The 26,082-nt window shown below is 72.3% G+C and carries 32 protein-coding genes; 12 read left to right on the top strand and 20 right to left on the bottom strand.

From position 1 onward, the window contains the following. Nucleotides 1-154: 154 nt before the first annotated feature. The 5 genes from MF406_RS10710 (at nt 155) to MF406_RS10730 (ending at nt 3,701) form a co-directional block, all read left to right on the top strand. Entirely contained in the window at nt 155-979 is an 825-nt protein-coding gene (locus MF406_RS10710; protein WP_242893112.1) for a GDSL-type esterase/lipase family protein, read from the top strand. Nucleotides 980-1,082: 103 nt separating this feature from the next. Next, on the top strand, nt 1,083-1,658 hold the full coding sequence (locus MF406_RS10715; RefSeq protein WP_242897770.1) for a dihydrofolate reductase family protein: 576 nt from the start codon (nt 1,083-1,085) through the stop codon (nt 1,656-1,658). 10 nt (nt 1,659-1,668) lie between these two features. Further along, nucleotides 1,669-2,352, top strand: coding sequence for a dihydrofolate reductase family protein (locus tag MF406_RS10720; RefSeq protein ID WP_242893115.1), 684 nt, complete (start codon nt 1,669-1,671; stop codon nt 2,350-2,352). A 180-nt stretch (nt 2,353-2,532) separates the two neighbouring features. After that, entirely contained in the window at nt 2,533-3,378 is an 846-nt protein-coding gene (locus MF406_RS10725; protein WP_242893118.1) for an MFS transporter, read from the top strand. A gap of 77 nt (nt 3,379-3,455) precedes the next feature. Further along, nucleotides 3,456-3,701: a hypothetical protein gene (locus tag MF406_RS10730; RefSeq protein ID WP_242893120.1), complete on the top strand. Its 246-nt coding sequence runs from the start codon at nt 3,456-3,458 to the stop codon at nt 3,699-3,701. Nucleotides 3,702-5,310: 1,609 nt separating this feature from the next. Here MF406_RS10730 and MF406_RS10735 read toward each other — a convergent pair. From MF406_RS10735 to MF406_RS10790, 12 genes are all read right to left on the bottom strand, one after another. Next, a complete protein-coding gene (locus MF406_RS10735; protein ID WP_242893122.1) occupies nt 5,311-6,390 on the bottom strand; it encodes a hypothetical protein in 1,080 nt (359 codons plus the stop codon). 145 nt (nt 6,391-6,535) lie between these two features. Further along, nucleotides 6,536-6,739 carry a hypothetical protein gene (locus MF406_RS10740; RefSeq protein ID WP_242893125.1) on the bottom strand — a complete coding sequence of 68 codons (204 nt, stop codon included), beginning with the start codon at nt 6,737-6,739 and terminating at the stop codon, nt 6,536-6,538. Between the two features lie 36 nt (nt 6,740-6,775). Further along, nucleotides 6,776-7,153, bottom strand: a complete 378-nt coding sequence (locus MF406_RS10745) for a terminase (protein WP_242893127.1) — start codon at nt 7,151-7,153, stop codon at nt 6,776-6,778. A 62-nt stretch (nt 7,154-7,215) separates the two neighbouring features. Continuing rightward, a complete protein-coding gene (locus tag MF406_RS10750; protein WP_242893130.1) occupies nt 7,216-8,109 on the bottom strand; it encodes a hypothetical protein in 894 nt (297 codons plus the stop codon). 17 nt (nt 8,110-8,126) lie between these two features. Beyond that, the gene (locus MF406_RS10755) at nt 8,127-8,771 is read right to left on the bottom strand and encodes a hypothetical protein (RefSeq protein WP_242893133.1); all 645 of its coding nucleotides are present in this window, start codon (nt 8,769-8,771) and stop codon (nt 8,127-8,129) included. Continuing rightward, nucleotides 8,768-9,256, bottom strand: coding sequence for a hypothetical protein (locus MF406_RS10760; protein ID WP_242893134.1), 489 nt, complete (start codon nt 9,254-9,256; stop codon nt 8,768-8,770). The genes MF406_RS10755 and MF406_RS10760 overlap by 4 nt, the downstream gene beginning before the upstream one ends. Nucleotides 9,257-9,268: 12 nt before the next feature. Continuing rightward, entirely contained in the window at nt 9,269-9,691 is a 423-nt protein-coding gene (locus tag MF406_RS10765) for a hypothetical protein (protein ID WP_242893135.1), read from the bottom strand. A gap of 214 nt (nt 9,692-9,905) precedes the next feature. After that, complete coding sequence (locus tag MF406_RS10770) at nt 9,906-12,515, bottom strand: hypothetical protein (RefSeq protein WP_242893136.1); 2,610 nt, start codon at nt 12,513-12,515, stop codon at nt 9,906-9,908. Between the two features lie 397 nt (nt 12,516-12,912). Further along, a complete protein-coding gene (locus tag MF406_RS10775) occupies nt 12,913-13,377 on the bottom strand; it encodes an HNH endonuclease (RefSeq protein WP_242893137.1) in 465 nt (154 codons plus the stop codon). Then, entirely contained in the window at nt 13,374-13,682 is a 309-nt protein-coding gene (locus MF406_RS10780) for a hypothetical protein (RefSeq protein WP_242893138.1), read from the bottom strand. The genes MF406_RS10775 and MF406_RS10780 overlap by 4 nt, the downstream gene beginning before the upstream one ends. 146 nt (nt 13,683-13,828) lie before the next feature. Further along, nucleotides 13,829-14,290 carry a hypothetical protein gene (locus MF406_RS10785; RefSeq protein WP_242893139.1) on the bottom strand — a complete coding sequence of 154 codons (462 nt, stop codon included), beginning with the start codon at nt 14,288-14,290 and terminating at the stop codon, nt 13,829-13,831. Continuing rightward, nucleotides 14,290-15,183, bottom strand: coding sequence for a tyrosine-type recombinase/integrase (locus MF406_RS10790; protein WP_242893140.1), 894 nt, complete (start codon nt 15,181-15,183; stop codon nt 14,290-14,292). The genes MF406_RS10785 and MF406_RS10790 overlap by 1 nt, the downstream gene beginning before the upstream one ends. Before the next feature lie 42 nt (nt 15,184-15,225). Here MF406_RS10790 and MF406_RS10795 point away from each other — a divergent pair, with 42 nt between their 5' ends. The 6 genes from MF406_RS10795 (at nt 15,226) to MF406_RS10820 (ending at nt 17,966) form a co-directional block, all read left to right on the top strand. Then, nucleotides 15,226-15,897 carry a hypothetical protein gene (locus MF406_RS10795; RefSeq protein WP_371744470.1) on the top strand — a complete coding sequence of 224 codons (672 nt, stop codon included), beginning with the start codon at nt 15,226-15,228 and terminating at the stop codon, nt 15,895-15,897. Between the two features lie 134 nt (nt 15,898-16,031). After that, the gene (locus MF406_RS10800; RefSeq protein ID WP_242893141.1) at nt 16,032-16,403 is read left to right on the top strand and encodes a dihydrofolate reductase family protein; all 372 of its coding nucleotides are present in this window, start codon (nt 16,032-16,034) and stop codon (nt 16,401-16,403) included. A gap of 26 nt (nt 16,404-16,429) precedes the next feature. Further along, nucleotides 16,430-17,023 (top strand): dihydrofolate reductase family protein, encoded by a 594-nt coding sequence (locus tag MF406_RS10805; protein WP_242893142.1) that lies wholly within the window; start codon nt 16,430-16,432, stop codon nt 17,021-17,023. A gap of 12 nt (nt 17,024-17,035) precedes the next feature. Beyond that, nucleotides 17,036-17,344, top strand: coding sequence for a hypothetical protein (locus tag MF406_RS10810; RefSeq protein ID WP_242893143.1), 309 nt, complete (start codon nt 17,036-17,038; stop codon nt 17,342-17,344). Between the two features lie 5 nt (nt 17,345-17,349). Then, nucleotides 17,350-17,526: a dihydrofolate reductase family protein gene (locus tag MF406_RS10815; RefSeq protein WP_242893144.1), complete on the top strand. Its 177-nt coding sequence runs from the start codon at nt 17,350-17,352 to the stop codon at nt 17,524-17,526. Nucleotides 17,527-17,531: 5 nt separating this feature from the next. Further along, on the top strand, nt 17,532-17,966 hold the full coding sequence (locus MF406_RS10820) for a VOC family protein (protein ID WP_242893145.1): 435 nt from the start codon (nt 17,532-17,534) through the stop codon (nt 17,964-17,966). Nucleotides 17,967-17,969: 3 nt separating this feature from the next. On the opposite strand, the gene MF406_RS10825 is transcribed toward MF406_RS10820, so the two are convergent. The 7 genes from MF406_RS10825 to MF406_RS10855 all read right to left on the bottom strand — a co-directional run bounded on the left by MF406_RS10825 (nt 17,970) and on the right by MF406_RS10855 (nt 24,548). After that, nucleotides 17,970-18,653: a response regulator transcription factor gene (locus MF406_RS10825; protein WP_242893147.1), complete on the bottom strand. Its 684-nt coding sequence runs from the start codon at nt 18,651-18,653 to the stop codon at nt 17,970-17,972. Continuing rightward, nucleotides 18,650-19,747, bottom strand: a complete 1,098-nt coding sequence (locus MF406_RS10830) for a sensor histidine kinase (protein ID WP_242893149.1) — start codon at nt 19,745-19,747, stop codon at nt 18,650-18,652. The genes MF406_RS10825 and MF406_RS10830 overlap by 4 nt, the downstream gene beginning before the upstream one ends. Continuing rightward, nucleotides 19,744-20,526: an ABC transporter permease gene (locus MF406_RS10835; protein ID WP_242893151.1), complete on the bottom strand. Its 783-nt coding sequence runs from the start codon at nt 20,524-20,526 to the stop codon at nt 19,744-19,746. Before MF406_RS10835 ends, MF406_RS10830 begins: the two co-directional genes overlap by 4 nt. Continuing rightward, complete coding sequence (locus MF406_RS10840; protein ID WP_242893153.1) at nt 20,523-21,476, bottom strand: ABC transporter ATP-binding protein; 954 nt, start codon at nt 21,474-21,476, stop codon at nt 20,523-20,525. The genes MF406_RS10835 and MF406_RS10840 overlap by 4 nt, the downstream gene beginning before the upstream one ends. A 229-nt stretch (nt 21,477-21,705) precedes the next feature. Next, on the bottom strand, nt 21,706-23,088 hold the full coding sequence (locus tag MF406_RS10845; protein ID WP_242893155.1) for an MFS transporter: 1,383 nt from the start codon (nt 23,086-23,088) through the stop codon (nt 21,706-21,708). A gap of 240 nt (nt 23,089-23,328) precedes the next feature. After that, a complete protein-coding gene (locus MF406_RS10850) occupies nt 23,329-23,946 on the bottom strand; it encodes a TetR/AcrR family transcriptional regulator (protein WP_242893157.1) in 618 nt (205 codons plus the stop codon). Between the two features lie 68 nt (nt 23,947-24,014). Further along, nucleotides 24,015-24,548: a GNAT family N-acetyltransferase gene (locus MF406_RS10855; RefSeq protein WP_242893159.1), complete on the bottom strand. Its 534-nt coding sequence runs from the start codon at nt 24,546-24,548 to the stop codon at nt 24,015-24,017. 81 nt (nt 24,549-24,629) lie between these two features. Here MF406_RS10855 and MF406_RS10860 point away from each other — a divergent pair, with 81 nt between their 5' ends. Then, the gene (locus MF406_RS10860; RefSeq protein ID WP_242893160.1) at nt 24,630-25,376 is read left to right on the top strand and encodes a hypothetical protein; all 747 of its coding nucleotides are present in this window, start codon (nt 24,630-24,632) and stop codon (nt 25,374-25,376) included. 284 nt (nt 25,377-25,660) lie between these two features. Here MF406_RS10860 and MF406_RS10865 read toward each other — a convergent pair whose 3' ends face one another. Continuing rightward, the gene (locus tag MF406_RS10865; protein ID WP_242893161.1) at nt 25,661-25,918 is read right to left on the bottom strand and encodes a hypothetical protein; all 258 of its coding nucleotides are present in this window, start codon (nt 25,916-25,918) and stop codon (nt 25,661-25,663) included. Nucleotides 25,919-26,082: the final 164 nt, after the last annotated feature.

Raw genomic sequence — 26,082 nt, forward strand, 5'->3', positions numbered from 1 at the left:
GGTCGTTCGGATGGCCGGCGGCCGGCACGGCGCCCTCTCCCCACGGTCAGACGCAGATCTCTGCCGACCGACGGGCGCGCACCTGGCAGGGCCGGTGGTTCGGTGGATTCATGGCACGTTCAGCACCGGCCGCGGCCGTCACGACGGATGCCGCATGACCAGCGCCGCCGCCGTCACACCGCCCGCCGTAGCACAGCTGCAGTACCTGCACCTGGAGAAGCTCTACGGCTACCTGCCCGGCCTCACCGGCGCGCTCCCGGCGATCTTCGGGTTGAGCCCGGAGGAGTACGCCGGCATCCGCGACCGGTTCGACGCCGAGGCCCGCCACGCCGCCGAGGACCTGCTGGCCGACGCCGACCTCGCCGGTCGCGTCGCGCGGCTCCCGTTCCCGCCCGGCGCCCGCATCCTCGCCGTCGGCGACTCCATCACCGACGACCTGCGGTCCTGGGCGGAGATCCTCCGGCACCTCCTCGCCACCGCGAGACCCGCGGACCACCTCGTCGTCGCGAACGCCGGGCTCTCCGCGCACACCACCGCGATGGTCCTGCGCCGCTGGCCCTCCCTCCTCGACCCGCCGCCGGACTGGATCCTCTGCCTGCTCGGCGGCAACGACGTCACCCGCGTCGCCGGCGGCAAGCCCCAGGTCTCGCTCGCCGAGAGCGTCGCAAACCTCCGCGAGCTGCGCCGCATCGCGGGCGAGCGGACCCGGGCGCGCTGGGTCTGGCTCACCCCGGTGCCGGTCGACGAGGAACGCGCGGACGGTAGCCCGGCCTTCCGGTACGGGGCCAGCAGCTGGCGCAACGGCGACATCACCGCGCTCGCCGACGCCGTCCGGGGCTTCGACGACCCGGTCGTCGACCTCGTCGACGTGTTCGGCGTCCCCGCCGCCCCGGAGCTGCAGGGCCCGGACGGCGTGCACCCCTCCCTCGCCGGTCAGCAACGGATCGTCAGGGCGCTCGTCCAGTCCCTGACGGCGTGAGCGAGGACGACGCAGCGGTACTCCCCGATCCGCACCGCGGACGCTAACCTGTACACCACTGTTCAAGACAGTCGCAGAAGGAGAAGGCACCGTGGCCGAACTGATGATCGACTTCATCACCTCGCTCGACGGGTACGCCGCGGCGGAGGGCTGGCCGGGCTGGTGGGGCCTGGACGGCCCGGAGTACCTCGCCTGGCTGGAGCAGGACTCCGCCGCGGACCGCACCCTCCTGATGGGCGCGAACACCTACCGGCTGATGCACGGCTTCGCGTCGGCGGGGGCCGGGGGCGAGGAGCGGGAGGCGACCGACAGCCTCGGCGCCGCCCGCAAGGTGGTCTTCTCCTCCACCCTCCGCGAGCCGCTGGAGTGGAGCAACACGCGGCTGGTCTCCGGCGACGCGGTGCAGGCGGTGCGCGCGTTGAAGGAGGAGAGCGAGCACCCGCTGTCCACCCTGGGCAGCCTGTCGCTGTGCCGGTCGCTGCTCGCGGCCGGGGTGGTGGACCGGTTCCGCGTGGTCGTCTTCCCGGTGATCACCGGGAAGACGGGCAGCGAGCGCATCTACGACGGCTACCCGGACGTCGCCCTCGAGCTCGTCGAGTCCCAGGTCTTCGACGGCCGCACCCAGCTTCTGGACTACGTCCCGCGGCTGCTCGACCGCCCCATCGGCACCACCGGCTGACAGGACCAGCATGAACAAGGTCATCGCCCACCAGAGCATCACCGCCGACGGCCACGCGGCCGGCACCAACCAGACCGAGGCCCGCCCGTTCGGAGCCGACGGAGGCGATGGATGGGGCAACAGGCTGCACGCCTGGATGTTCGACGACGCCGACGAGAACCGGGCCGAGATCGACCAGATGGCGGGAGCGGCGGCCCACATCATGGGGCGAAACATGTTCGGCCCGGTGCGCGGCGAGTGGGACCGTGGCTGGAACGGCTGGTGGGGCGACGATCCCCCGTTCCACGGTCCAGTGTTCGTGCTCACCCATCACCCGCGCTCCCCGCAGCCGATGAAGGGCGGCACGACCTTCCATTTCGTCACCGGTGGGATCGGTTCGGCGCTGACCCGGGCACGCGACGCCGCCGGGGACGGCGACATCTCGGTCCAGGGCGGCGGGAGCACCATCAATCAGTTCCTCGCCGCGGGCCTGGTCGACGAGCTGCGGCTGCACATCGTGCCCTTCACGCTCGGCGCCGGCGTCCGCCTGTTCGACGACGTCCCTCCGCTGGACCTGGAGCAGGTCTACGCCCGGGCGTCGAGCTCGGTCGTGCACGTGACCTACCGCGTGCTCCACCGCGAGACGCAGCTCCCGCGAGCGCTGACGCCGTCGACATCGTTCCGGCCGCCCGCAGGAGTCCGAGGTGCCAAGTGACAGTCCCCGTCTCGCGCCGTTCCCCCGGCTGCCGGGCCGCCGGCCAAGCGATCGGGGCGTCGAGGACGGCCAGCAGCGTCCATATTCCCTGCTCCACCGTCGTCCACCAATATCGCTTGACCGCCGAAATCCTGGGGCGCTTCGGTTGATGACGTCATCGCTCGACCGTGAAGGACCAAGATGAGCACACCACCCACTCTCGACAACGGCAGCCTCCCGGAGAACGGATTCCGGACGTTCCTGCAGGTGCTCGGCAACACCCTGGTCGCGAACGTCACCACCAGCTTCCTGTGGTTCGCCCTGATCTTCTGGATCTACGCCGAGACGCGCAACGTCATCGCGACGGGTGTGGTCGGCGCCTCCTACATGCTGTTCATCTCGCTGTTCAGCATGTTCTTCGGAACGGTCGTCGACCGCTTCCGGAAGAAGGCGGTCATGGTCCGGGCGACCCTCGCCGCCCTGGCTGTCTTCGTGCTGGACGCCGCCTTCTTCTTCATCGTCGGCGAGGATCAGATCGTGAACCTGGGCGGCCCGTGGTTCTGGATCTTCGCGGTCGTGCTGCTGGCCGGCGCCGTCGTGGAGCAGCTGCGCTCCATCGCGCTCTCGACGACCGTGACCCTGCTCGTGCCCGACGAGCGGCACGCGAACGCGAACGGCCTCGTCGGCACGGTGCAAGGGGTCGGGATACTCGTCACGAGCGTGTTCAGCGGCCTGTCGGTAGGGCTTCTCGGCATGGGCTGGACCCTGCTCATCGGCATCACCGCGCTCACGCTCACCCTGGTCCACCTGGCCGCCCTCGACATTCCCGAGCGGGAGATCGTCCGCACCGACCAGCAGGTGCGGTGGGTCGACATCCGCGGCGGCTGGCTGGCCGTGCTGGCAGCGCCCGGCCTGCTCGCGCTGGTGCTGTTCACCACGCTCAACAACCTGTTTAGCGGCGTCGCCATGACGCTCATGGACCCCTACGGCATCGACCTGTTTGGCGTGCAGGCCTGGGGCATATGGTTCGCCGTTCTACCTCGCTAGGCGCTGTGCAGATCGGCGTTCCCCCAGGTGGCCATACGAGCGCTGTGGTGCGAAATATCCTTCACTAGGAGCGCACCATGCACCGCCTCACCGAACGCCACCAGCCCGCCCTCTTCGGCGGCGAGGTCGTCACCGGCCTCGTCCGCCAGCCCGGCCCCGCCGACGTCGCCATGACCATGGCCGTGGTGGAGGTCGGCTCGGAAGCCGAGTACCTCACCGCCGACCAGGTGCGCCGCCTCGGCAGGCACCTCCTCTACCTGGCCGACATGCTGGACGGGGAGGGGCCGACCATGTACGAGCGTTGGTTGGGGCCTCGCCCATAGGTTCAGCGCGGCCGTCGCCGGTCGTCACCGCGGCGGGCCACCACGGGGTCGTCGTCGCCTCGCCCGGCCTCACAGGCAGCGTGGCCATGGTCGCCGCTGTGGCCGGCGGGTAGTGCGCCCGCCCGGCCGCGCGGCTCGGGTCCAGCGGTCGCCATCATGGCCTCGGGTCCGGTCGTCGCAGTGGCGGGCCACCACGGGCATCGTCGCCTCACCGGCAGTATGGCTCCCCGTCGCCGTCCCGGGTCCAGCGGTCGCCGTCGTGGCCGGCGGGCAGTGCGGCCCCTGGCCGTCCTCGGGACCAGCGTGGCCACCGCGGGCGTCGTCGTCCCACCGGTATAGCGCGGCCCTCGTCGTCGCCGGCAATGGCCGGTCACAGCGCGGGGCATCGTCGCCTCGCCCACCGGCAACGTGGCCGGCAGCGTGGCCGGGCCACAGCGCGGTCACCTCGTGGTCATCGGGCCAGTGTGCCGGCCGGTTGGCACGCCGGCTCCTAGGTCATCCTGGCGCCCGCGCCTAGCATCGGAGGTAGGTCCCGGCCGGGACGTGAGACCAGCCACCGTCCCGGTCGGGGCTCATGCTTTGCGGTCAGTGTGGCCGGTGCCACCCTCGCCCCGGCCGGGACCTCGCCGCTCCTCGCCGGATCACCGCCACCGTGTGGCCGACCGGCAGCGTTGCCTCTTGGAGATCGCGGGCACGCCCGGGGAGGATGGGGCACGACAGCGGCCCGCTCTCCACTGTCGCACGCGATGCCCGAACCGCGGCGTCGTAGCCCTGGCCAGGGCTAACCCACCAGTCATCCTTGGCCAGGGCTCTTCCCTTGCTACCCGTGGCCACCCACTGTGGTGGGCCACCATGCCCAGCCCCTGCTGTCCTGGCCCAGCCCTGCCCTACCTGGCCAGCCTCTGCTGGTCCCGCTGTCCTGGCCCCGCCCTGCTGTCCTGGCCCCGCCCTGCTGTCCTGGCCCCGCCCTGCTGTCCTGGCCTGGCCCTGCTCCACTGCTGGTCCTGCTCCACCTGCTCAGTCATCGAGCGCGGGCTCGGGTCATCGAGGTTGGCTCAGTCATCGAGGTTGGGCTCAGTCATCGAGCCATGCATGTTGGTCATCGAGCCGCGGCCCATTGGTCATCGAGGGCATCGAGGGCATCGAGGAGGCATCGAGGGGCACCGAGCCGCCCTCGGTCAGCGACGGCGAGGCGCACCCAGCCGGCAGGGACAGCGGGGCAAGCAATGGTCAAGGTAAGGCAGCCTCGCTTTACCTTGTGCGCATGGTTATACGGTCCAGCGGATAGGCGAGCATCGCCTCGCCGTCCTCGCGGCCCACCACTACCCCTGGGGGTAGACCCCCTCGCCTGCCGTTCGCCCCCGTACCGTAACGCTATGCATGGCCGAGCGGGAGCGATCTCAAAGGCTCCTAGGATTCGGGCCGATCTGACGGGAGGACGCCCATCCGTCAGCATCCCAGGCGCCTCACAGTGCATGGTCGTGCATTACTCACGCTTGACCTTGCGCCTCATCGACGCCGCGACGGCGGGGCCACCTCGGCACCGGGCTCCACCTCGACACCCATGGCGCCGGGGCTCCACCTCGCCAACCGCGCCTCACGGACAGACTCAGCCCGCAGCCCGGCGGCGAGCCGTGAGCCTGGCGAACAGCTCCTCGGCGGACGGGCCGTCAGGGTCACCGGCAGCGATCCGCTCGGCGGACTCGCGCAGCATCTCCTCGACCGTGGGCACTTCGACGGGCTCGGTCACCGGCACGACGACAGGCTCGGCGGCGATCTCCTCAGCGGTGCGACGGATACCGTGGCGGGCCTCAGCGGCGGCGACGATCTCAGCCACGGTGGCCCGCGCCCGGGCCTTGATCTCCTCGTCACTCACGCGCGGGGGTACCACGACGGCAGCGGCCAGACGATCGTGGTAGGCCGCCTCGCGGGCCGCTCGCCGCTCCTCCCGCTCCGCCTCGCGCTTCTCCCGCTGCCGGTCCAGCGTCGGGCGCACCCGGGCGATCCCATCAGCCATCGCGGCGGACCACTCGGGGTCCCGGCCGGCGAGGCGGTCCTCGCGGACACGGCGGCGACGCTCGGCGTCACGCTCCGCAGCACGGGCACGGTCGCGGGCGCCCTGCTGGCGCTGCCGAGCCTGCTCACGGCGCTTCCGCTCGGCGTCGTTGCGCTGCTGCCGGCGTCGCACCTGCTGCTCCTTCTTCCGGCGCTCCTCGCGCTGCTCGCGTGCCCGGTCAGCCGTAGCGGCCTTGCTCACCTTCTCCTCGACCACCGGGCCGATCATCCGCGGCTCGACTATGAGCTCTTGATCTCCGATCATGCCCAGGATCGCGGCGGGCTCTATCTCGGCGCGGTAGAGCCGCGTATCTCCCCGCCCGAACGCAGCGGCCGTGGCTCGGTTCGGGCTCCAGCTCATGCCGCGCTCACCACCTGGCCCCGCCGCCCGCCATGCCGTCACCGGCTCCCGTGGCGTATCGAGCGGGCGTCCGCACCACTGCCAGAGCCGGACCCAATCTTCCTCGGGCAGTACGCCCGCTGGCGCGCCGACGTTCACCCATACCGCCGGCACGTGCTCGCGCGCCGATTCACGCGACAACTGGCCGGCCTTGCGTAGGTCGCGCAACAGGTGCGCCTGCTCGCGGGCGGAAAGTCCTTCGAGCGCCTCGGTAACTTCCTGGGGGTCCTTCACCTGCCTTCTCCCTTTCGTTGACCAGTCTCACTCACAGCGGGGTCGGTAAGGCAGCCGGGCCGCAAGGCCGCGCACGGAACGCCGCGGAAGCCCGCGACGTGCGGGCGTCCTCGATAGCGGCGAGGTTCCGGACCTCCCTCGTCGGTCACCACGTGTGGCCCTCCAAGGTCATGAGGTTCTCGGCGGTCGCCAGAGCGCCGCTGGCGTCGTCCAGGCCGGCTTCGACCTCGGCAACGGCGACATGGGCCGCGATCTCCGGTGGCGAGCCGGGCTCGTGGTCCTCCACCCACTGCCAGAGCACGTCCAGCCGCTCCACCTCATCGAGACCGGCGAGATCCGGGAACGGCAACAGGGAAGCCTGCTGGGCAGGACGTCGCCGCCGCACCTAGACCACCGCAGACAGGCCGCGCGGCTGGTAGGCGCCTCTTGGGGCGCCACGACGTTGCGGGCGGTGCTCGCCAGCGTCGTCGTCAGGCAGCCGCAGCGCAGCGAGCAACCGGGCCAGCACGATCTGCTGCTGCCTGGCCTCGACCAGGTACGGCGAGGCGACGACGTCGCCCCTGGCGTTGGTCGTCGTGAGCGCCGCGCCGGCCTGGGCCTCTGCCAGCGCATCGAGCCGGTCGGCCACCCGGCACGCCTCGATCAGCACCAGGAGCTCGTGCTGCTGCAACTCCCATTCATCAGCCACCGAACGAAACAACTTCCGACCCGCCGGTCCTAGTCCCTTCGGCGTGCGAACCTTCTTCTCGTCATTCGTGCTCATGGTGGGCCTCCTCGAATCAGGGCGGGGTGGGCGACGGCGGATACCGCCGCCCACCTCGCGGATCAGAAGTAGCGGGCAGCCGCCTTGATCTCGGCGGATTCCACGCTCTCCTTCACGGTGCGCTGCTCCTCGCTAGTCTCAGCGGCGCCGTAGGCCAGGCCGGACGGCCCCACCTCGGAGATATGGCGGTACCCGCGGGTGAACGCGGTGCGGGTGAAGTCCTCGGCTCGTTCGATCCGGTTGAGCTCTTCGAGATACTTCGGGTTCCCGGCCATCAGCTTTCGGGTCCGGTAGTCGGGGTCCATGGCGCCCTTGATCACCGGGTCGATGAACTGCTCCTCGCGGTCGGCCAACCACTTGTCGGCGGCATCGAGATGACCCATGCCGTCCACCGCGGAGCCGGGCATCGGGCGAGAATGCGTGTACGGGTCAGCCGCGGTCAGGCGCTCGACAGCGACCTCGTGCGCAGTGGTCAGCCGGGACAGCGCCGACCGCGCCGCCGCGATGGCGTCCACCGCAGCGGTGTAGAGCTCGGGAAGCTGGGCAGCGTCCCGCTCACCCGCAGCGCCGACGTCCGCAGCCACCTGGGCGTCCAGGCGGCGCCGGGCGTCCTGGGCCTGGCCGAGAAGAACCTCGGAGCGGATACGCGCCGCCTTTCTCAAGCCGTCCCAGTCCTGGCCCTTCACCGGCTTGGGCTCGCGACCCTCGGCGGCGGCCGCCTCGGCTTCCTGGCGCACCTTGGCGTTGTGGCTGGCCTCGGCGTCGTCAATGGCTCGGAGGTCTTCGACCGCGGCGACGTACTGGCCCGCGGCCTCCTCGACCGCGGCGATCTCGGCGGCGACCGCCTCCGTTTCCGGCAGCTCACCGGCGAATCGGAGAAGTCGCTGGGCCGGCGTTGCCAACGGGTCGTTGAGCCAGTCCGAGGGAACGCGGGTCAGCTTCGGGTTGGTAAACATTTCGTGCTCCTATCTGGTCAGCCCCGCGCGGGCGCGCTGGGCAGCTTCGGTGTGGACCCGTCAACCACGATCGTGGCTCGGTCCCACGGGTAGTCCAAAAGCGCGGGAAGGTTTCCCAAGCCGCCTGGGATTCTCTTGTAATGCACAGTCCCGCGCGACCCATGGCGCTTGCATGGCACCCCGATCAGGACAGCCCGGGGGTAGCTGGGCGACGGGTCCCGCGCGATCCACGCGGCCCGCACCAGCGGCGGGACCTCCACCGACGACGACGGCGCCGCGGAGACCTCCCCGCCCGTCGTGTACGCCCCGGGAACCTCGACCGACGACGCCACAGGCTCGACCGCCGGCTCAACCGGACCCGCAGGCGCCACGCTCGCGACCTGGGAAGCCGCCGGGCGTGCCGGGCTACCCTCGACCGCCGAACGGCCGGGAGCGGAGGAGCGGGACCCCTTCCCGGTGGCCGTCTCGGGCGGGGACAGCGCCGCTCGTGCCTTGGCCCACCAGGCCGGCTCGGTCGCGGAGTACTTCTCCATGACGTCCAGGCGGACCCGCAGCGGCACCGCGTCCAGCGCCCGCCACAGCTCCTCGTACGACCGGGGCGCGGGGGAGAGCTGGAGCGTCTCCGCGAACAGGGCGAGGTAGAGCTCGTCGGTCTCGGTCACCGGGTCACCTCCGAATCTTCCGCGCCCATATGGTGGCACCGGGGCACGCTGGCGTCGGGCACGTCGGTCCAGACGACGTCGCCGGCCGGCGGCTTGGGCAGCAGACGGGCGATGATGCCGTCGACCTCGGTTCCCGCCACCGTGATGATGACCAGGGCCGAGCGGATCTTCGACGGCGCGACGTAGACGTTCAGCCGGGCGACGGCGGCGAACCCCCGGACGTACTCCTGGGCGTTCTCGCGGACCCAGGACAGCGACTCGTACACGTCCGCCATGAGCCACTTGCTGCCCAGCACGCTGTAGACGCGGGCGTGGTCGCGGACGTCGCGGAAGTTCCCGCAGTAGGGGTCGTAGTCGCCGGTGCGGTGCGGGCCGACCAGCGGGTGCGCACACGTCCCGCTGACCTTGCGCGACACCTTCACCAGCTGTGCGATCTCCGCAGCGGCCCGGGGGTCCGCCGGGGCCATGTCGGTCTTGCTTGCCATGATCGTCTCTCCTCAGTGCTCGGGGTGGAACGTGCCGACGTAGAGCTCAGACCACGACGGCAACCAGTCGACCCCATGGGCTCCATGGCTCGGTCCGTCGACCGCCGGGCGGCGGTCGGTGTTGGCGAACACGGTCCGTGTCGGGTACGGCTCGAACGGCTTTCGGTCGACGTCGTGGCGCTCTTGCGTCAGGACCGCCGGGCAGGGCTCGGCGTGCACGGCTCCGTCCTCGCACTCGTACACGTTCACCCACCCATCGGGCAGCGGCGTCGTGGCGACCGTCACCCAGTCGGGGCCACGGTCGGGCATCTGGCCCATGCGGCGCTCGGGCATCTTCTTCGTGGCCCCGTTGGGGCCTGCCACGTTGTAGTCGGCCATCTTCTTCTTCTCCTTCTTCGTGGCCTTCTCGGGACCTGCCACGTTGTAGTCGCTCATTGCTCCTCCTCGATCTTGCGGGTATGCGGGTATGTGCGGGGTCTCCACTGTCAGCACTGGAGATTTTTCCTATTAGGATCTAGTGGGTTCTGACACGGTATGTGTGTTTGCTACGGTATGTGTGGCGGTTCTGACACGGTATGTGTGGTGAGCCTCGGGAAAAAGTGTGGGCCAGCGATCTGGCGAACCCCGCGATACCCGCATACCCGCAACCTCACTCCACCTCCTCACCGGCGACGACGACGCGCCAGAGGACGACCTTGGAGTGGGCGTCACGGCCGGCCCGGCGGATGGAGTACTGGCCGGCCCACCGCCCCTCGCGCTTGGCGATCCACTGGCCGAACGCTCGGCTCGCCATCCCCTTGGACATGAGGACGGCGACCTCTTCGGGGACGACGTCCATCGGGATCTTGTCCAGGACGTTGCCCTCGACCTGGGCGATCTCGGCGTAGACCTGGCCGGCCCGCCACGGCTTCGACCCCATCGCCCGGTAGATCGCCTCGTAGAACTCCTCGGCGCTGTCGCTGTCCAGACCGGCGTCCTCCGGCGCGGCCTCGTCGCTGTCGAACCGCCCCTCGAACCCGGCATGGCGGACGACGCCCTCGACCGACCGTTTCCAGGTGGAGAAGTCATCCGTGGTGCGCAGCGGCCCCATCGGCCGGCCGGCGACCACCCATGCCCGCGTGAGCGTCAGCAGCGCCCACAGGAGATCGCCGCGGTGCTCCTCGACCCACGCCAACAGGTTGTTGATCTTGAACCCGACGCGGCGCTCAGGGTGCGGCATCCCCGGGTCGATCGTGACGAACACGGCACGCCGGGAGATGTCCCCGCCGGTCCGCACGTTGTTGCCCGTCACCGTCCAGAGGCGGTCGTTGGGCCGGGAGATGTTCTCGGAGTTCCCCAGCCGGCGAGAGCTGTAGACGTTGACGGTCAGCAGCGCGGCCAGCGTGGGCGACCGTACGACGCTCTCGACGTTGTCGAACACCACGACCGGCGCCGTGGTCGTGTCCAGCGTCGCCATGATGCTCTTGTCCATCTCGGCTTCGCCCGCGGGCAGCGTGGCCCGTGTGGTCGAACCGTGCAGGATGCCGAGGATCTTCGCTAACAACCCCTTGCCCGAACCGGGCTGGGGAGCGTTCAAGACGCACAGCTTGTACGGCGGCGGCACCAGCAGCCGCAGCAGCGGCGTCAGCAAGAACCCGATGTAGCTGGCACGGTGGTCGGCCGACACGAAAGGGAAGTCGGCCAGCATGTCCTCGACCAGCCCGCGGGCCTTCTGCCGGTCCGCCTCGCTCGGTACCGCAGGCACCTTCGGCACCGTCAGCGTGTCGGGCGGCAGGTACAGGAACCCGCTGGCGTCGTCGTACCCGGGCTCGTCCAGCACCGTCCCGTCCGCCCGGACGATGGGCGAGTGCGTCACTCCCCGCAGCGGGCGGACGCCGGCCAGCAGGTCCGGCGCCTTGACGGCTTGCTGGGCCGCGACCTGGGGAAACAACATCGGCTTCTTCTTCTCGTCCACCACCCGGTAGCAGCTGTAGGTGCCATTGAGCCGGGCGGTGAGGTCCATCGTGTCCAGGCGGTGCACCTGGGCCGGTCCGTCGTCGTCCTCGCCCTTCGCCGGCACGTAGCCGTCCTCGCCCACCCGGGGCGTGTAGACCAGCTCGCGCAGCCGCCGGAAGATGCCCGCCGTTGGCCCGGTCCCCAGGTTCGCTCGCAGGTAGGAGAGCGTCACGGCGGCGTTCGACGTGTTGAGCTCGGGACGCTCCCCGGCGGACGTCTTGCTCGTGCCCGCCTTGGCCGGGCTCGCGGGCTCGGCGTCGAACATCCCCTCGTCGTGGTCCGGCCCGTAGTCCCGGGCCTTGTCGCCTACCTTCGCGTGCGCGCTCTTGAGCTTCTCGTGCACGTCCTCGTCGGTAAACCCGGCGTCTCGCGGCGCCTCCGCGAGGATCAGCCGGTCGGCCTCGCCGGGGTCCAGGAGACCGGCGTTCTCGTGCTCGATCAGGGTGCACGCGACCGCGAACGTGGTGGCGTCCCAGGGTGGGCCGGTGTAGCCCTTGCCGTCCGGCGTGGCTAGGCGCCGGCACTCCCGCAGCCGCTCCAGCTCCGGTTCCACCGCCGACCGCAGCAACCCCGCCTTGCGGGCCGGGGACAGCGGGCGCGCGTTGGCCTTCGTGGTCGTGGTGGTAGTGGTCGGCACCTTCCGCGAGGCGCGGACCATCTCAGTGATGGCCGCTCCGCTGTCGTCGTCGGCGCCCTCGGCGGCAAGGCGCGTGAGGTCGGGGACCATGGTCCAGCGGTACGGCCGGACCTTACCGTCCGCCTTCGACGCGCGCTCGGTCGGGGCCAGGAACAGGATGCCGCGCCCCTTGTCACCGGCGCCGCCCTTGTAGTCCAGGCCGGGCCGTAGACCGTCCTTCGACCGCTCGCCCAGCGGCGCGATGAGGCCATGAATCCCGCCGGACGGCGTGGTCTGCCGGCCGTAGACCGTGGGCAGCATCCCGGCCGCTCGCAGCGCCTCGAACGTCGCACGACCGCCATTGCGGGGGTCAAAGTCCAGGCCGTCCACCGCCTGCCCCATGAGGGCGCACACCGCCATGCCGGGCGTCCACCGGTCCAGGACGGCGGGGTCGGGCTTCGTCATCTCCCACCCGGCCGGCAGCCAGTACCCACAGCCGTTGTGCCCACCCTTCGGGTCCCACTTCCCGCTGCCGTCCACCGCGCGCCGCGCCAGGAAGATCGGCACACCAGCGGCGGCGAGGTCGCGCGCAACGTCCAGCGCGGCGGCGGTCTCGTCGGTCGTCGTCGGGGTCGCAGTCGCAGTCACCGAGCACCACCGCCCGCGCACTCAGTGCAGAGGTTCTCCACAGCCACGACGCGCCGCCCGATCCGCTCGAACCGCAGCCGCACGGCCGGGTCGTCGCCGCACCGCTCGCAGACGTCGGCCGGGGTCGTCGGGGCGCAGTCCAGGCACACCAGGCGATCAGGCGCCGCGGCACACAGGAACAGGACGGTAGAGCGGCGCCGTGCATGTGGGCACGCGGCGTTTACACGCTTTACCTTGTCGGCCAGCGTGTCGGGTTCGGTGCGGGGGTTAGTTGTTGCTACCATGGTTCTCGTCGTTCCTTTGGTGATCCTCGTCCGGTCATCAGCGCGGGCGCTCGGGTTGGTCCCCGGGCGCCCGCTCTTCTTTACGGGCGCCCGGGCCTGCCGGGCGGGGCGGATCACGAGGTCTCTCCCGTGAGGTTGGCGACGGCAGCGTGAAGCGCGGCCTCAGCGGCCAACGTCGGCAGGCCGGCGTGCGCGGCCGTGGCGTAGGCGCTCATGGCGTCCAGCACCGCCGCCCCGGCCGGCGAGCGGTCGGCGTGGGCGGCCAGCACGGCATCCTTCTCAGCCTCGGTCAGGTCTAGCCGCGCCCATGCGTCCCACGGGCTCATCGGCGGCCAGGCGGCACCGCGCTCGGCGCGCCAGGTCTGCCACTCCTCGGGCGTGAAGTCCAGCTTCTCGGCGTTGCAGCGCTTGCAGGCCGCAACCAGGTTGTCCCGGTCGTACGTGCCGCCCCGGGACAGCGGCACCACGTGGTCAACCTCGGTTGCGAATGGGTGGCCGCAGTAGGCGCACACGTCATCGAGGATCTCGCGGCGCAGCGACGCCGGGATGCGCTCTCGGAGCTCGGACGTGGCGCTCATGCGTCACCGCCCGCGAGCTCAGCCTCGGCGGCCTGGGCCTTCGCCATGTACTCCGCAGCCAGCCGGCGGTTACGGGCAGACTTCAAGGCCAGCCGTTGGAAGTAGGCGCTCTTCGCGTGCTCAGCGCGGCGGGCGCGCTCCTCCGGCGGCAAGGTGCCCTCGGGGTCGACCTGGCGCTCGAACCTGGCCAGCATGGCCGCGCGGGCCGGCGCGGTGCGCGCGGCGCGGTCGGGCGTTCCGGCCCAGGACTCGTGCGCCGCGATCTGCGCCGCGAGGCGGCGTTCGGATGGGCTTACAGAAGGCATGGCAGGTGCTCCCCTTTACGGGTCACACCGGCTGCCTATCTTCCGGTTCCGCGGTTCCACCGCAGGCGATGTGCGCTCAGCGTATCACACACTGAACCTAATAGGTTCGACGGCCGCTGTCGGCGTGTCGCCAGGAATGCCGGCGTTTACACGCTATTAGCGTGGCCTACTATCGGGCCCGGTCCCACCAGGAAGTCGGCGGGGTCGGCCTCCACCACGACGACACCGCGGCGCCGGCGCACGTCGCCTTCTACGTCCTCGGCGGGCAGCCCGCCGTCGTAGTGCTGGCAGCGGGCCGGCAGCCGGCCACCGCCGCCGCTCGCGGCCCGCAGCGTGGCCAGCCAGCCCGCAGCCGGCGGCGCGACCGCCGGCAGGCCGTCGTGCGCCGCTTGCTCCGGTGAGCGCTCCACCCTCGGCGTGGCCCACAGGATGCCGTCCGGCGTAGCCCAGGCTTCGAGCATGGTGCACCCGCCACGGCCACCCTTACCGCCGGCCGGGCACAGGTAGCGCACGCTCGCCTTCCGGCCCGTGCTGTGCAGCGCCCGCACCAGGGCCAGGGCTTCCGGGCGCTCCTCGGCGGCTCGGCGCCGCGCCTTCGTCACGTCCACTACAGGTCCCCAAGGTTCAAGGTCCGAGCCTCCACAGCGGCGCGCTCGGATGCGCGGGCTCTCGTGTACCTCATCAGCATGTCGGGTTGCGACCAGCCGGCTACGGCCATCAGCCCCTGCTCCGAACCACCGGCGGCGAGCCACCGATGGGCGGCGGTGTGACGCAGCCGGTGCGGGTGAAAGCCGGCGATCCCCGCCAGTCTCGCCCGATAGGTGAGGGCCTTGTAGAGGGCGGTGTAGCCAAACCCGCTGCCCCGTTCGCCCAGCCACAGCGGCGGCGTGGCGGCGAGCCGGTGGCCGGCCCGCAGTCTCTTGTACCGGTCGATGGCCCGCGCGGTCTGCGGACCGAACGGGACCACGCGGCCCTTGCCGCCCTTGCCCCGGCGCACGACGGCGGTTCCGGCGGTCAGGTCGACGTCAGCCACCGCCATGCCGACCACCTCGCCGGCCCGTGCTCCCGTCTCCACCATGAGCCGGACGATTGCCTCGTCCCGGCGGTCGCGCAGGCTCTTGCCCTGGCAGGCCCTGATCAGCGCGCGAATCTGGTCGTCGGTCAGCGGTACGACGACCTTGGAATCGAGCTTCGGGGCCTTGACGCCGACCAGCGGGTCGGCGGCGATCTCGCCCTCGTCTGCCAGCCACGCGGCGAACTGCCGGACAGCCTGCACGCGGACCTTCACGGTAGTGGCCTCGCGGCCCAGGTCATCGAGCATGTGGGCAGCCCACGCGTTGACCGTCGCCCGGTCCAGCGCCGCCGCCGTCCCGGTCTCCTCGCACCAGGCGATGTACTGGCGCACGCCTTCCGAGTAGGACTGCACCGTCCGAGGGCTCAGGCGCTCGGCGCGCAGGGCCAGGACCCACGATTCGAGCAGCAGCGGGAGGTCAACCGTCATGGCTCGCAGCGTACCAGATATCTAGACCAGCAGCGCTGTGCCGTGCTACGCTCGGCGGGTCAGGCACCACAGATCGTTGGTATCCCGCGGGAAACGGGCAGCCATGGACAGCGTGCTCAGGGAAGATACTTCGCCGTCATCTCGACCGGCTTCATCGCCGGCGGCGCGGTCGTCGCCGCGAGAGGCCTCGGCCGCAACCCGATCCGCACCATCCTGCTCGCCGCCGCGGCGATCGGGGTGTTCGGCGCGTTGTCCACCATCCGCGAGTGGGGCTGGCTCTACATCGCCGGGGTCTGGCTGTTCATGGCACTCATCCCCGCCGCCGAGGCGGCCGAGCAGACGGTCATCCAGCGCGTCGTGCCCTACGAGAAGCAGGGGCGGGTGTTCGGCTTCGCGATGACCTTCGAGGCCGCCTCCGCCCCGATCACCGCGCTGCTGATCGCCCCGCTCGCCGAGCTGTGGATCATCCCCTACCTGCGCACCGACTCCGGCCAGCGGCAGTGGGAATGGCTGCTGGGCACCGGGGACTCCCGCGGCATCGCCCTCATCCTCCTGGTCGCCGGGGTGGCGTGCGCGCTCTTCGCCCTGGCCGCCTCCCTCACCCCGCAGTACCGGCTGCTGTCCACCCAGTACCGGACCGCCGAGCCGACCACCGACAGCGACGACGGGCAGCTCATCACCGAACCGAGCTCAGGCGGCGGCGCCACCACCTGACCTGTTCGCCTGACCTGGTCGCCGGACACAGGGCGCAGTGCGCGATGCACCGCCGCCGCACCACGAGAGAGAGCAACCATTCATGAAGCTGATGACCAATACGCAGGTCTCCGTCGACGGAGTGTTTCAGGCGAATGGCGGCCGGCACCCGCTCCTTGCACTCGCGGCCCAAGTACGTCGCATCCACCACGCTCACGAACCCGACGTGGGCGGGAACGACGGTGCTCTCCGGAGACCTCGCCGCGGCCATCCGTGAGCTGAAGGCGAAGCCCGGAGGCGAGCTGCAGGTGCACGGCAGCGGCACCTTGACCCGGTGGCTGCTCGAGAACGACCTCGTCGACGAGCTCACCCTGCTCGTCTGCCCCGTGATCGTCGGCCAGGGCAGGCGGCTGTTCCCCGACGACGGCCCGGACCTGGCGCTCGACCTGGTGAAATCGCGCCCCTTCCCGAAGGGCATCACGCTCCGGACGTACCGGCCCGCCGGCCGACCGCAGTACGCAACCTGACCGAATCAGCAACGGAGGAGCACCTCATGACCACTACCTATACCTTCGACGTCTTCTGCAGCCTCGACGGCTTCGGCTCTTACGGGCCCGACGGCGATTGGGGCGGGTACTGGGGCAAGCAAGGATCCGAGTTCCTGGACCACCGCGCCGCCCAGTACGGCGAGGACCTACGGCTGGTCCTCGGCGCGAACACCTTCCGGCAGTTCCTGGAGTACCTGGGCCCGATCACCCGGGAGTCCGAGGCGAGCGACCCGGTGAACACCAGGATGAAGTACCTGCCGACCACTGTGATCTCGACGAGCCTCGACGGACCCCTCGACTGGCCGGACGCCACGCTCGAGCGCGGCGACGCCGTCGACGTCGTCGCCCGGCTCAAGGCGGAGTCCGCGGTGCCGTTGCGCTCGCACGGCAGCCTGTTGCTAAACCGGGCGCTGATGGCCGCCGGCCTGGTCGACCGGGTCCAGGTGACCATCTTCCCCGTCATCACCGGCCAGACCGGGACCGACCCGATCTTCCGCGGTGCGGCCGACTTCGACCTCGACCTGATCGAGACCCGGACGTTCGACGGCCGCACCCAGGAACTGACCTACCGACCGAGCCTGCACCGACGAGCCGACTGAGGAGCAGCGATCATGGGCACGACCTACCTGCACGCGGTGGCCTCGCTCGACGGGTACATCGCCGACGAGCACGACGACGTCCGCTCGCTGCACGACTGGTACTTCAGCGGCGACCATCCGATCGCCGTCGACGATCATCCCGACGACCACGGTGGCGCCCCGTTCCGGGTGTCGGCCGCCTCCGCGGAGTACGTGCGCGGCATGTGGGAACGGCAGACGGTGCTGGTCATCGGCCGGCACCAGTTCGACCTGACCAACGGGTGGGAAGGCCACCCGCCGGCGAGCGACCACGTCGTGGTCATCTCGCACCGCCCAGCTTGACCCTCATGCACTCCCTGCTGGACGCCGGCCTCGTCGACGAGGTCCGGCTGCTGGTGTGCCCGGCGGCGCGCGGCACGGGAACCCGCATCTTCGAGGACCGGCACGACCTGGGCCTGGTCGAGGCCACCGGGTTCGACAACGGCGTGGCACTCCTGCGCTACGACATCAAGAACAGGAGCTGATGGCAATGACCACCCGGATGGACCACGTCGGAGTCGTGGTCGAAGACCTCCGTGCTGCTGTCGCGTTCTTCGGCGAGCTCGGCCTGGAGCTGGAGGGCGAGGCGGTCGTCGGGGGTGCGTGGGCGGACCAGCTCCTCGGGCTGGACGGCGTCGAGGCGGACATCGCGATGATGCGGACCCCGGACGGCAGCGGCCGGGTCGAGCTGTCGACGTTCCGCACCCCGCCGAGCCCCGCAGCGCCGCCGTCGGCGCCGGTGAACACCCCGGGCATCCCGCGCCTCACCTTCGTCGTCGACGCGCTCGACGGCGCCCTGGACCGCCTGCGCAGGCACCGTGCAGAGCTCGTCGGCGAGGTCGCGCAGTACGAGGACGTCTACCGGTACTGCTACGTCCGTGGGCCTGCCGGGACGCTCATCGGGCTGGTGGAGGAGCTGCGATGACCGTCAGCCTCGCCGGTCGTGGGGGTCGCCCGGCCGCACCAGCCCGTGGTCGAAGGCGAAGACCACGGCCCCGGCCCGGTCGCGGAGGCCGAGCTTGGTGAAGATGTGCCCGATGTGCGTCTTGACGGTGCCCTCGCCCAGGAAGAGGTGGGCCGCGATCTCGGCGTTGGACAGGCCCGCGCCGACGAGGGCCAGGACGTCCTTCTCGCGCGGGGTGAGCAGGCCGACCTGGGCGCCGGGCCGGACCGGCGGCGCCCCTTCTCGGTAGGTGCTCAGCACCCGGCCGGTGATGGTGGGGTCGAGCCAGGCGCCGCCGTCGGCGAGGGTACGGACGGCGCGCTGCAGGTCCTCGGCGGGCGCCCCCTTGAGCAGGAACCCGGACGCTCCCGCCCGGATCGAGCCGGCGAGGATCTCCTCCTCGTCGAAGGTGGTCAGCACGAGCACCGGCGGGGCGTCCTCGGCGCGGGTGAGGGCGCGGGTGGCGGTCACCCCGTCCATGCCGGGCATCCGCACGTCCATCACGACGACGTCGGGCCGCACCCGGGCGGCGACGTCGAGGACGTCGGTGCCGTCGGCGAGCTCGCCGACGACGGCGAAGCCGTAGCGCTCGCGCAGGATGCCGCGCAGCCCGGTGCGGACCAGCTCCTGGTCGTCGACGACGAGCACGCGGACGAGCCGGCCGGTCATCCCGGGATCACCGCCTCGACCAGCCAGCCGCCGTCGTCCGGGCCGGCGGTGAGGTGCCCGCCGAGCGCACCGGCGCGTTCGCGCATCGCCACGACGCCCGTGCCGGGGACGCGGTGCGGACGTGCCGGGGCCGCGTTCCGGACGGTGATCCGGGCGCGGCCGCCGGCGACGTCGACGCGCACGCCGATCGGGCTCCCGTCCCCGTGCCGGACGGCGTTGGTGAGGGACTCCTGGACGATGCGGTACGCGGCGAGGCTCCGGTTCGGGCTGAGCGTGCCCAGGTCGCCGCGGACGTCGAGCTCGACCCGCGCCCCGGCCCGGCGGTACCGCTCGACGAGGGCGGCGATGTCGGTGGCGGTGGGCGCCGGGAGCGCGGCCGGCGGGCCGGCGGCGCGCATCAGGCCGACGGCGGCGCGGACGTCGTCCAGGCTGTCCCGGGCCGCGCGCTCGGCCTCGGTGAGGGAGGCCCGGGCGGCGTCGCGGTCGTCGTCGAGGGCGAGGCGGGCGCTGCCCAGGTGCAGCAGGGTCACGGTCAGGCTGTGCCCGACGAGGTCGTGCATCTCCCGGGCGATCCGGTGCCGCTCGTCGGTGCGGGCGCGCTGCGCGAGCTCGCTGTGCGCGGCGTGCAGCCGCTCGACGAGATCGCGCTGGCGGCGGGCGAAGGCGCAGGCGCCGACGGTGAACGTGGTCCCGGCGATCCAGGTCAGCCACCCCGGCTCCCGGCTCACCGTGACCAGCTGGACCACGAACACGGCCGCCGTCGCCGCGCCGGCGAGCACGGCCGGGCGCGGCGGGGCCGCCAGCGCCGCCCACCCGACGACCACGCAGACGCCGAACCAGCCGAGGTTGCGCGGATCGCCCCAGCAGGCGGCGGCGACGCCGGCGGCCGGCACCGTCAGCGCGACCACCACCGGCCACCCGGCGGCCCGGCGCCGGGCGAGCACGGCGCTCGTCGCGAGCACCGCGACCCCGAGCCCGAGCGCGACGGGCAGCGACCGGCCGGCCTGGACCGCGCCGACGCCGGTGAGCACCGCCAGCGCGGCGGGCGCGGTGGGCCAGGGGACGCCGTCGCCGTCGGCCTCGGGACGGTTCACAGGCTGCTCCGGCGGACCGCGAGGACGGTGGCGACGACGGCGACGGCGGTGACGATCGCCAGCGGCACGGTCCCCTCCCCCAGCCCGAGCCACGGGTCGCGGATCGCCTGGTTGACCAGCGCGAGCGGGAGGTGCTCGGCCACTGCGCGCAGCCCGGGCGGCATGACGAAGGTCGGCGGGCCGCCGACGCCGAGCAGCAGCGACGGGAAGTACAGCAGCAGCCCGATCGCCTGCGCGGCCCGCGCGGAGGGCAGCAGGGTGCCCAGCAGCACCCCGATGCTCACGAAGGCGACGGCCCCGACGACCATCCCCGCCGCGACCCGGACCGGGTCCTGCACCGCCGGCACGCCGTAGACCGGGGCGGCGACGACCAGCAGGGCGAGCCCGGCGATCGCGATGGCGATCAGGCCGAGCGCCAGTTCGGCCAGCGCGAAGGACCAGCGCGGGAACCCGGCCGCGGCGAACCGGCGGAGCACCCCGCGCTCCCGGTAGGAGGCGATGTGCACGGGCAGCAGGACGAGCCCGGTGGCGCCGATCATCACCGTGAAGTAGGAGGCGATGTACCAGTGGGACGGGTTGAGCGGGAACCCGTGCGCGGGCTCGCTGCCGAACGCGCCGCCGACGACCAGCATCGCCACGATCGGGAACGCGAGGGTGAAGGCGAGCGTGAACGGGTCACGGGCGACCAGGCGGAGCTCGTGGGTGAGCAGCCGGCGCGTCACCGACCGGGCCCGCCCGGGCCGGTGGTCGCGCGCGGCGGACGTCGTGGCGGCGGTCATGGTGCTGCTCCTGTCGCTGGTCCTGCTGCCGCTCCCGTCGCCTCGTCCGGGCGGGTGAGGAGGGTCAGCAGGGCCGCCTCGAGGTCGGGGAGGTCGACGTCGAGGTCGGGCGGGACCGGGCCCGGCCGGGCGGCCAGCCATCCGCCAACGTGGGCGATGATGGCGCGGCCGCCGCGCACGGTGACGGTGCCGGCGGCGCGGGTCACCGACCGCACCTCGGGCAGCCGGTTCAGCTGCTGCAGGGCCTCGGCAGTCGCGGCGTCGTCGGCCCCCGGGAGGGTGAACCGGACGATCGCCTCGCCGGCGTGCCGGGCGACGAGCTCGGCGGGCGTCCCCTGGTCGAGCACCCGCCCGGCGCGCATCGCGACCACCCGGTCGCACAGCGCCTCGGCCTCGGCGAGCTCGTGGGTGACCAGCAGCACGGTGGTCCCGCTCCGGCGGAGCTGATCCACCGCCGCCCACACGCCGCGCCGGTCGGCCGGGTCCAGGCCCTGGGTCAGCTCGTCCAGGATGACCAGCCGCGGCCGGTTCAGCAGCGCGAGGACGAGGAACAGCCGCTGCCGCTCGCCGCCGCTGAGCACGGCGAACGGGGTCCGGGCGCGGTGGGCGATCCCGAACTGCTCCAGCAGCGCGGCCGGGTCGGCGGCGTCCGGGCCGGCGAACAGGTCGACCGCCTCGCGCACGCGCAGGCGGTCCGGCAGGCCGGAGTCCTGCAGCTGGCTGCCGACCTGCCGCCGCAGCCGCTCCGGCTCGTGCGCGGGGTCGAGGCCGAGCACGCGGATGCGGCCGGTGTCCGGGTGCCGGAGGCCCTGCAGGCACTCGACGGCGGTGGTCTTGCCGGCGCCGTTGGCGCCGATCAGCCCGACCACCTCCCCGGCCCGGACCTCCAGGTCGAGGCGGTCGACCACGCGCCGGCCGCCGTAGGCCTTCGACAGGCCGCGGACGCTCACTACGGGCTCGCCGGTCGGTGCCCGGGGGCCGGGCGCCGTCGCCGGCTCCGTCCGAGGCGGTGGTGCTGCTGCGTTCATGGTGCTCAGCGAACCGGTCCCAGCCGCCGCGGCGCGTCTGCGCGCGGGCGGAGATTCCTCTCTCCCCGGGGCCAGAGGCCCGGGGAGGAGGGCCAGGTGCGCGGGGCGAACTCGGGTGGCGCCCCCGCCCCGCCGTGCGAGCCCGGCGGCATCAGCGGGTCCCTCGCAGCGGGGCCAGGGAGGCCAGACCGGCGACCAGGGCGACGGCGGCGGCGAACCAGTAGCCCGGGGCGAAGGCGGCGAAGCCAGGGTCGAGCAGCGCCGCGGCGGCGACGCTGGAGACCGCCGAGACCCCGGTGGCCGCGCCGAACTCGTGGAACGTGCTGAGCGCACCGGAGCCGACGCCCGCCTCCTGCGGCTGGACCGCGGAGAACAGGCTCCCGGCGGCCGCGACGAACGCCGCGCCGATGCCGAACCCGGCCACGCTCGTGGCCAGGACAAGCACGGTCATGGAGAAGATCCCCGCGGCTGCCGCCAGGCCCGCCGCGGCCACCAGCAGGCCGGCGACCGAGACGGTGCGCACGCCCCAGCGCGGCAGGACCCGCCCGGCCAGGCTCGAGCCGAGGATGGTGCCGACGGCGACCGGCAGGAACGACAGCCCGGTCTCCAGGGCGGTGAACCCGTGCAGCTGCTGCAGGACGAAGGAGCCGAGGAAGAACACCGAGATCATCAGCGCCGTGGCCACGAAGATCAGGCCCAGGCCGCGCAGCACCGGGCGCCGTCGGAGCAGCGCCGGATCGACCAGCGGCGCGGCGGCGGCACGGATCCGCACCGCGAACAGGACGTAGCCGACCAGCCCGACGACGACGGCGACCAGGGTGTCCGCGCTGAGCCACCCGTGGTCGCCCGCCGCGACCAGGCCGTAGACCACCGCGCCGGTCGCGAGGGTGACCAGCGCGGCGCCGGGCACGTCGAGCCGGCCGCCCGAGCCCGGCAGCGGCCGCACCGACCGGATCAGCCCAATCAGCAGAACCGCGCCGACGGGGACGTTGACGTAGAACACCCACGGCCAGCCCGGGCCGGAGGTGAGCACGCCGCCGAGGAGCACCCCGACGGCGGCACCGGCGCCGCCGAGCGCCGACCAGACCCCGAGCGCGCGGCTCAGCTCGGCGCCGGTGAACGTCCGCGCGATCACCGACAGCGCCGCCGGGGACATCGCCGCCGCGCCCACGCCCTGCAGCGCCCGGGCGAGGAGCAGCATCGCGGCGCCCGTTGTCGCCAGCCCGGCCAGCAGCGAGGCCGCGACGAACACGGTGAGCCCGGCCAGCACCACCCGGCGGGGGCCGAGGATGTCCGCCGTCTTGCCGCCCAGCAGCATCAGCCCGCCGAACACCAGTGCGTAGCTGCTCGCCACCCAGGTGAGGCCGGCGCGGTCGAGGCCGAGGTCGGCGCCCATGTCGGGCAGCGCGATGGCGACCACCGTGACGTCGACGATCAGCATCAGCTGCGCCACGCCCAGCAGCGCCAGGGTGCGCCAGCGACGGGGGTCGGGTGCCGCGGCCGCCTCCGCGGCGGCCTGGTCGGGAGCGTGCATCGCAACCATCCTCTCGTCAACCTGAACAGCGATGTACGACAAAGTAAGCCGAACACGGATGTACGACAAGAGGTTTTCGAGGGGAGGATGCCCGCTCCTGGGGGCGGAAGCCCCAGCGAGGTGGGCCGAGCGCGCACGGGCACTTCAGGTGGGTCGAGTGCGTACGGGCGGGTCAGGTCGGCCGAGCGCGCCCAGGCCCGTCAGGGAGAGGGCGCGGCGGCCCGCCCAGAGGTCGTCGGGTCAGGCGGCCAGCGCGGCGAGCACGGTGTCGCGGACGAGCGACGGCGCGTCGTCGGCGGTGATCTCGCCCCGGTGCACCGCTGCCGACGCGCCGTGCAGGATCGCCTGGATCACGCTGATCTGCCAGTCGATCGGCACGTCGGCCCGGAGCTCCCCGGCCTCGCGGCCGCGCTCGAGGAGGGCCCGGACGCGGGCGGCTGGCTCGTCGTGGGCACGGCGCATCTGCTCGGGCGGCAGGGCCTGCGAAGCGGCGACGACGACGGCCCCGAATCGGTGGGTCAGGTGCCAGGTGGCCTCCAGCAGGCGACCGAGCACCTCGCGCGGGTCGCCGTCGAGGTCCAGCTGCCCCAGCGCCTCGTCGGTCCGCGCGATGGCCCGATCGACGACCGCGCGGACGAGCGTCGCCCGGGAGTCGAAGTGGCCATAGAGCGTCACCCTGCCGACGTCCGCGGCCTTGGCGATCTCGTTGATGCTCGCGTCGGGGTCGACGGCGAGCAGCCGGGTGGCGGCGTCGATGATCGCCTCGATGTTGCGGCGGGCGTCGGCACGCTTCGCCCGGACGGGAGAGGCGGCTCCCCCGCGAGCACCCGCTTCGGTCTCGGTCTCGGTCGCGACCATCGGACACCTCCAAGGACAAACAGTCATGTTCATGTTAGCCGGCGCACCTCGCCCCGGCGGCGCGCCGGCTACCGGCGAGGGCTGACGAACCGGTGACAGTCGACCGCCACCGACCCGCCGGGGACGGGCGCCTGGTGGACGAAGGGGCCGTCGTCGACCCAGCCCTGCCGCGCGTAGAACCGGCGGGCACCGGTGTTCCCGGTCGCCACCGCGAGCCAGGCGCGCCGGTGCCCCGCCGCGATCACGGTCCGCTCCGCCGCGTCGAGCAGCGCCGCCCCGATGCCCCCGCCGCGGGCGGCGCGGTCCAGGTACAGATGGTCCACCTGGTCCTCGTCGAGCATCACGAACCCGACGACGGCGCCATGCCGTTCCGCGACGATCGTGTCGACCACGCGGTCGCGGGCCCGCTCGGCGAACGAGGTCGGGGTCCGCGCAGCGACCAGTGCGGCGGGGACGTGACCGAGGTGGGCGTCGACCCACCCCTCCCCCCAGATGCGGGCGACGGCGGCGACGTCGCCCGGGCGTGCCGGGCGGAGGACGGCAGCCTCGGCCGGTGGCGAGGGAGCGTGCCCGCCCGCCGGCTCGTGCGGTGACGTTGGCATCTGCACCACCTTCCTCTAACTCGTACACCGCAGTACAGTATCAGGAAGCCGAACATGCAGGTTCGAGAAGAAGGGGCCGAGATGGACGTCCTGACGCAGGACCAGCGCAACGGCCGGGCCCAGCCGGGCCGCGTCGGCCCGGTGCGGCGGCGGGAGTGGCGACGCGCGTGGCCGGCAGCGCTCGGGGTGGTCGTCGCGGCCGGCACCGCCTACGGCCTGACCGATGGACGGGACATCGCGCCCGTCGTCGCGGCATCCGGCCTGGTGTACCTGGCAGCAGCGGCCACCGGCCGACGGCGGGCGGCATGGGTCGCGTTCGCCGTCACCTTCGCCCTGATCACGCTGGACAAGTTCGCCGGCCTCGACGCCACGCCGTGGCTGCTCGCGATCGCCGTGGTGCTGCTGGCGGTCGGGCTTGCTGGTCGCCGGACCGGGCCCTGGTGGTCGTTGCCGCTGCAGGCTTCCGCGATGCTCGTGCTCGGTGCGACCGCGCTGCTCGCCGTCCGCCTGGACGCGACCGCCGGCGGCCTGCTGGTCGCCGGGGGCACTCCTCGGCCATGCCGCCTGGGACGTCCACCACCACCGCACGGGACGCGTCGTGGACCGCTCGCTCGCGGAGTTCTGCTCGGTGCTCGACGTCCTCGTCGCGGCCTTCGTCGCCGTCGTCGCTCTCGCCTCCTGACCGTCGCCGCGGCGCAAGCGTCACGGCGGCCAGGCCCGGAAGGATCGAGGACACACGTCGTAGACCACGAGTCGTCGGTCCACCCCGCTGGCGACCTGCTCGATATGGGTCCGGTTCGAGGTGGCGACGGCATCGTTGCGGCGTAGCGCTCCCTCGGCAACAGCAAGGTCAACGGTGTCCGCCAGGCCCGACCGGGCAGCGAGCACTCCAACCGCTCGCGCTCGAGTTTCGGTCAGCGGTTCTATGACGCAGCCCTTGAGCAGTCGGGAGAGTTGCGGTTGGGGGCCGCCACGCCACGCCTCGCCAAGAGCCCCGGCGGGGACAGTTGGCGGCAGACCTCGTGCTAGCGCGGCGCGATGCAGCGACCACAGCAGGCGGTCGCTGCGTTCGGCGGCGATCAACGCGCCAGTCTCGTACGTCAGCCCAGCCATCAGCCGGGCAACGTCTCGCTCGGGCCGGACAGCAGCCGGTCCAGCAGGAGCTCACCAGCGGCACGCTCCTCTGCTGTCAGCGGTCCGGCCTCGGCCTCCCACTCGGCCACGCCGCGCAGACCCTCACGCAGCAGCAGCTGACGCTCGGCCGCGAGCGACAGCCACGCGGAGAAGGAGATCCCGTCCTCACGGGCGGCGTGGTCGACTCGCTCGGCCACCTGGTCGTCGAGCGAGACGGATCGCTTCGTGACCCTCATCCCCTGATGGTAATACCACCGGTGCTACCCCGGCTGCCTCGCGGGTCGGCCTTCTCGCCGGGCACAATCGGCGCGCTGTCTCGAGGACATGCAGCGTGAGCACGACGGGGGGTAGTCCTCGGCCTCGACGACGACCGAGAGGCCCTGCGCAGGACGTACGCATG

Source organism: Georgenia sp. TF02-10 (assembly GCF_022759505.1).
In the GTDB taxonomy this organism is placed as follows: domain Bacteria; phylum Actinomycetota; class Actinomycetes; order Actinomycetales; family Actinomycetaceae; genus TF02-10.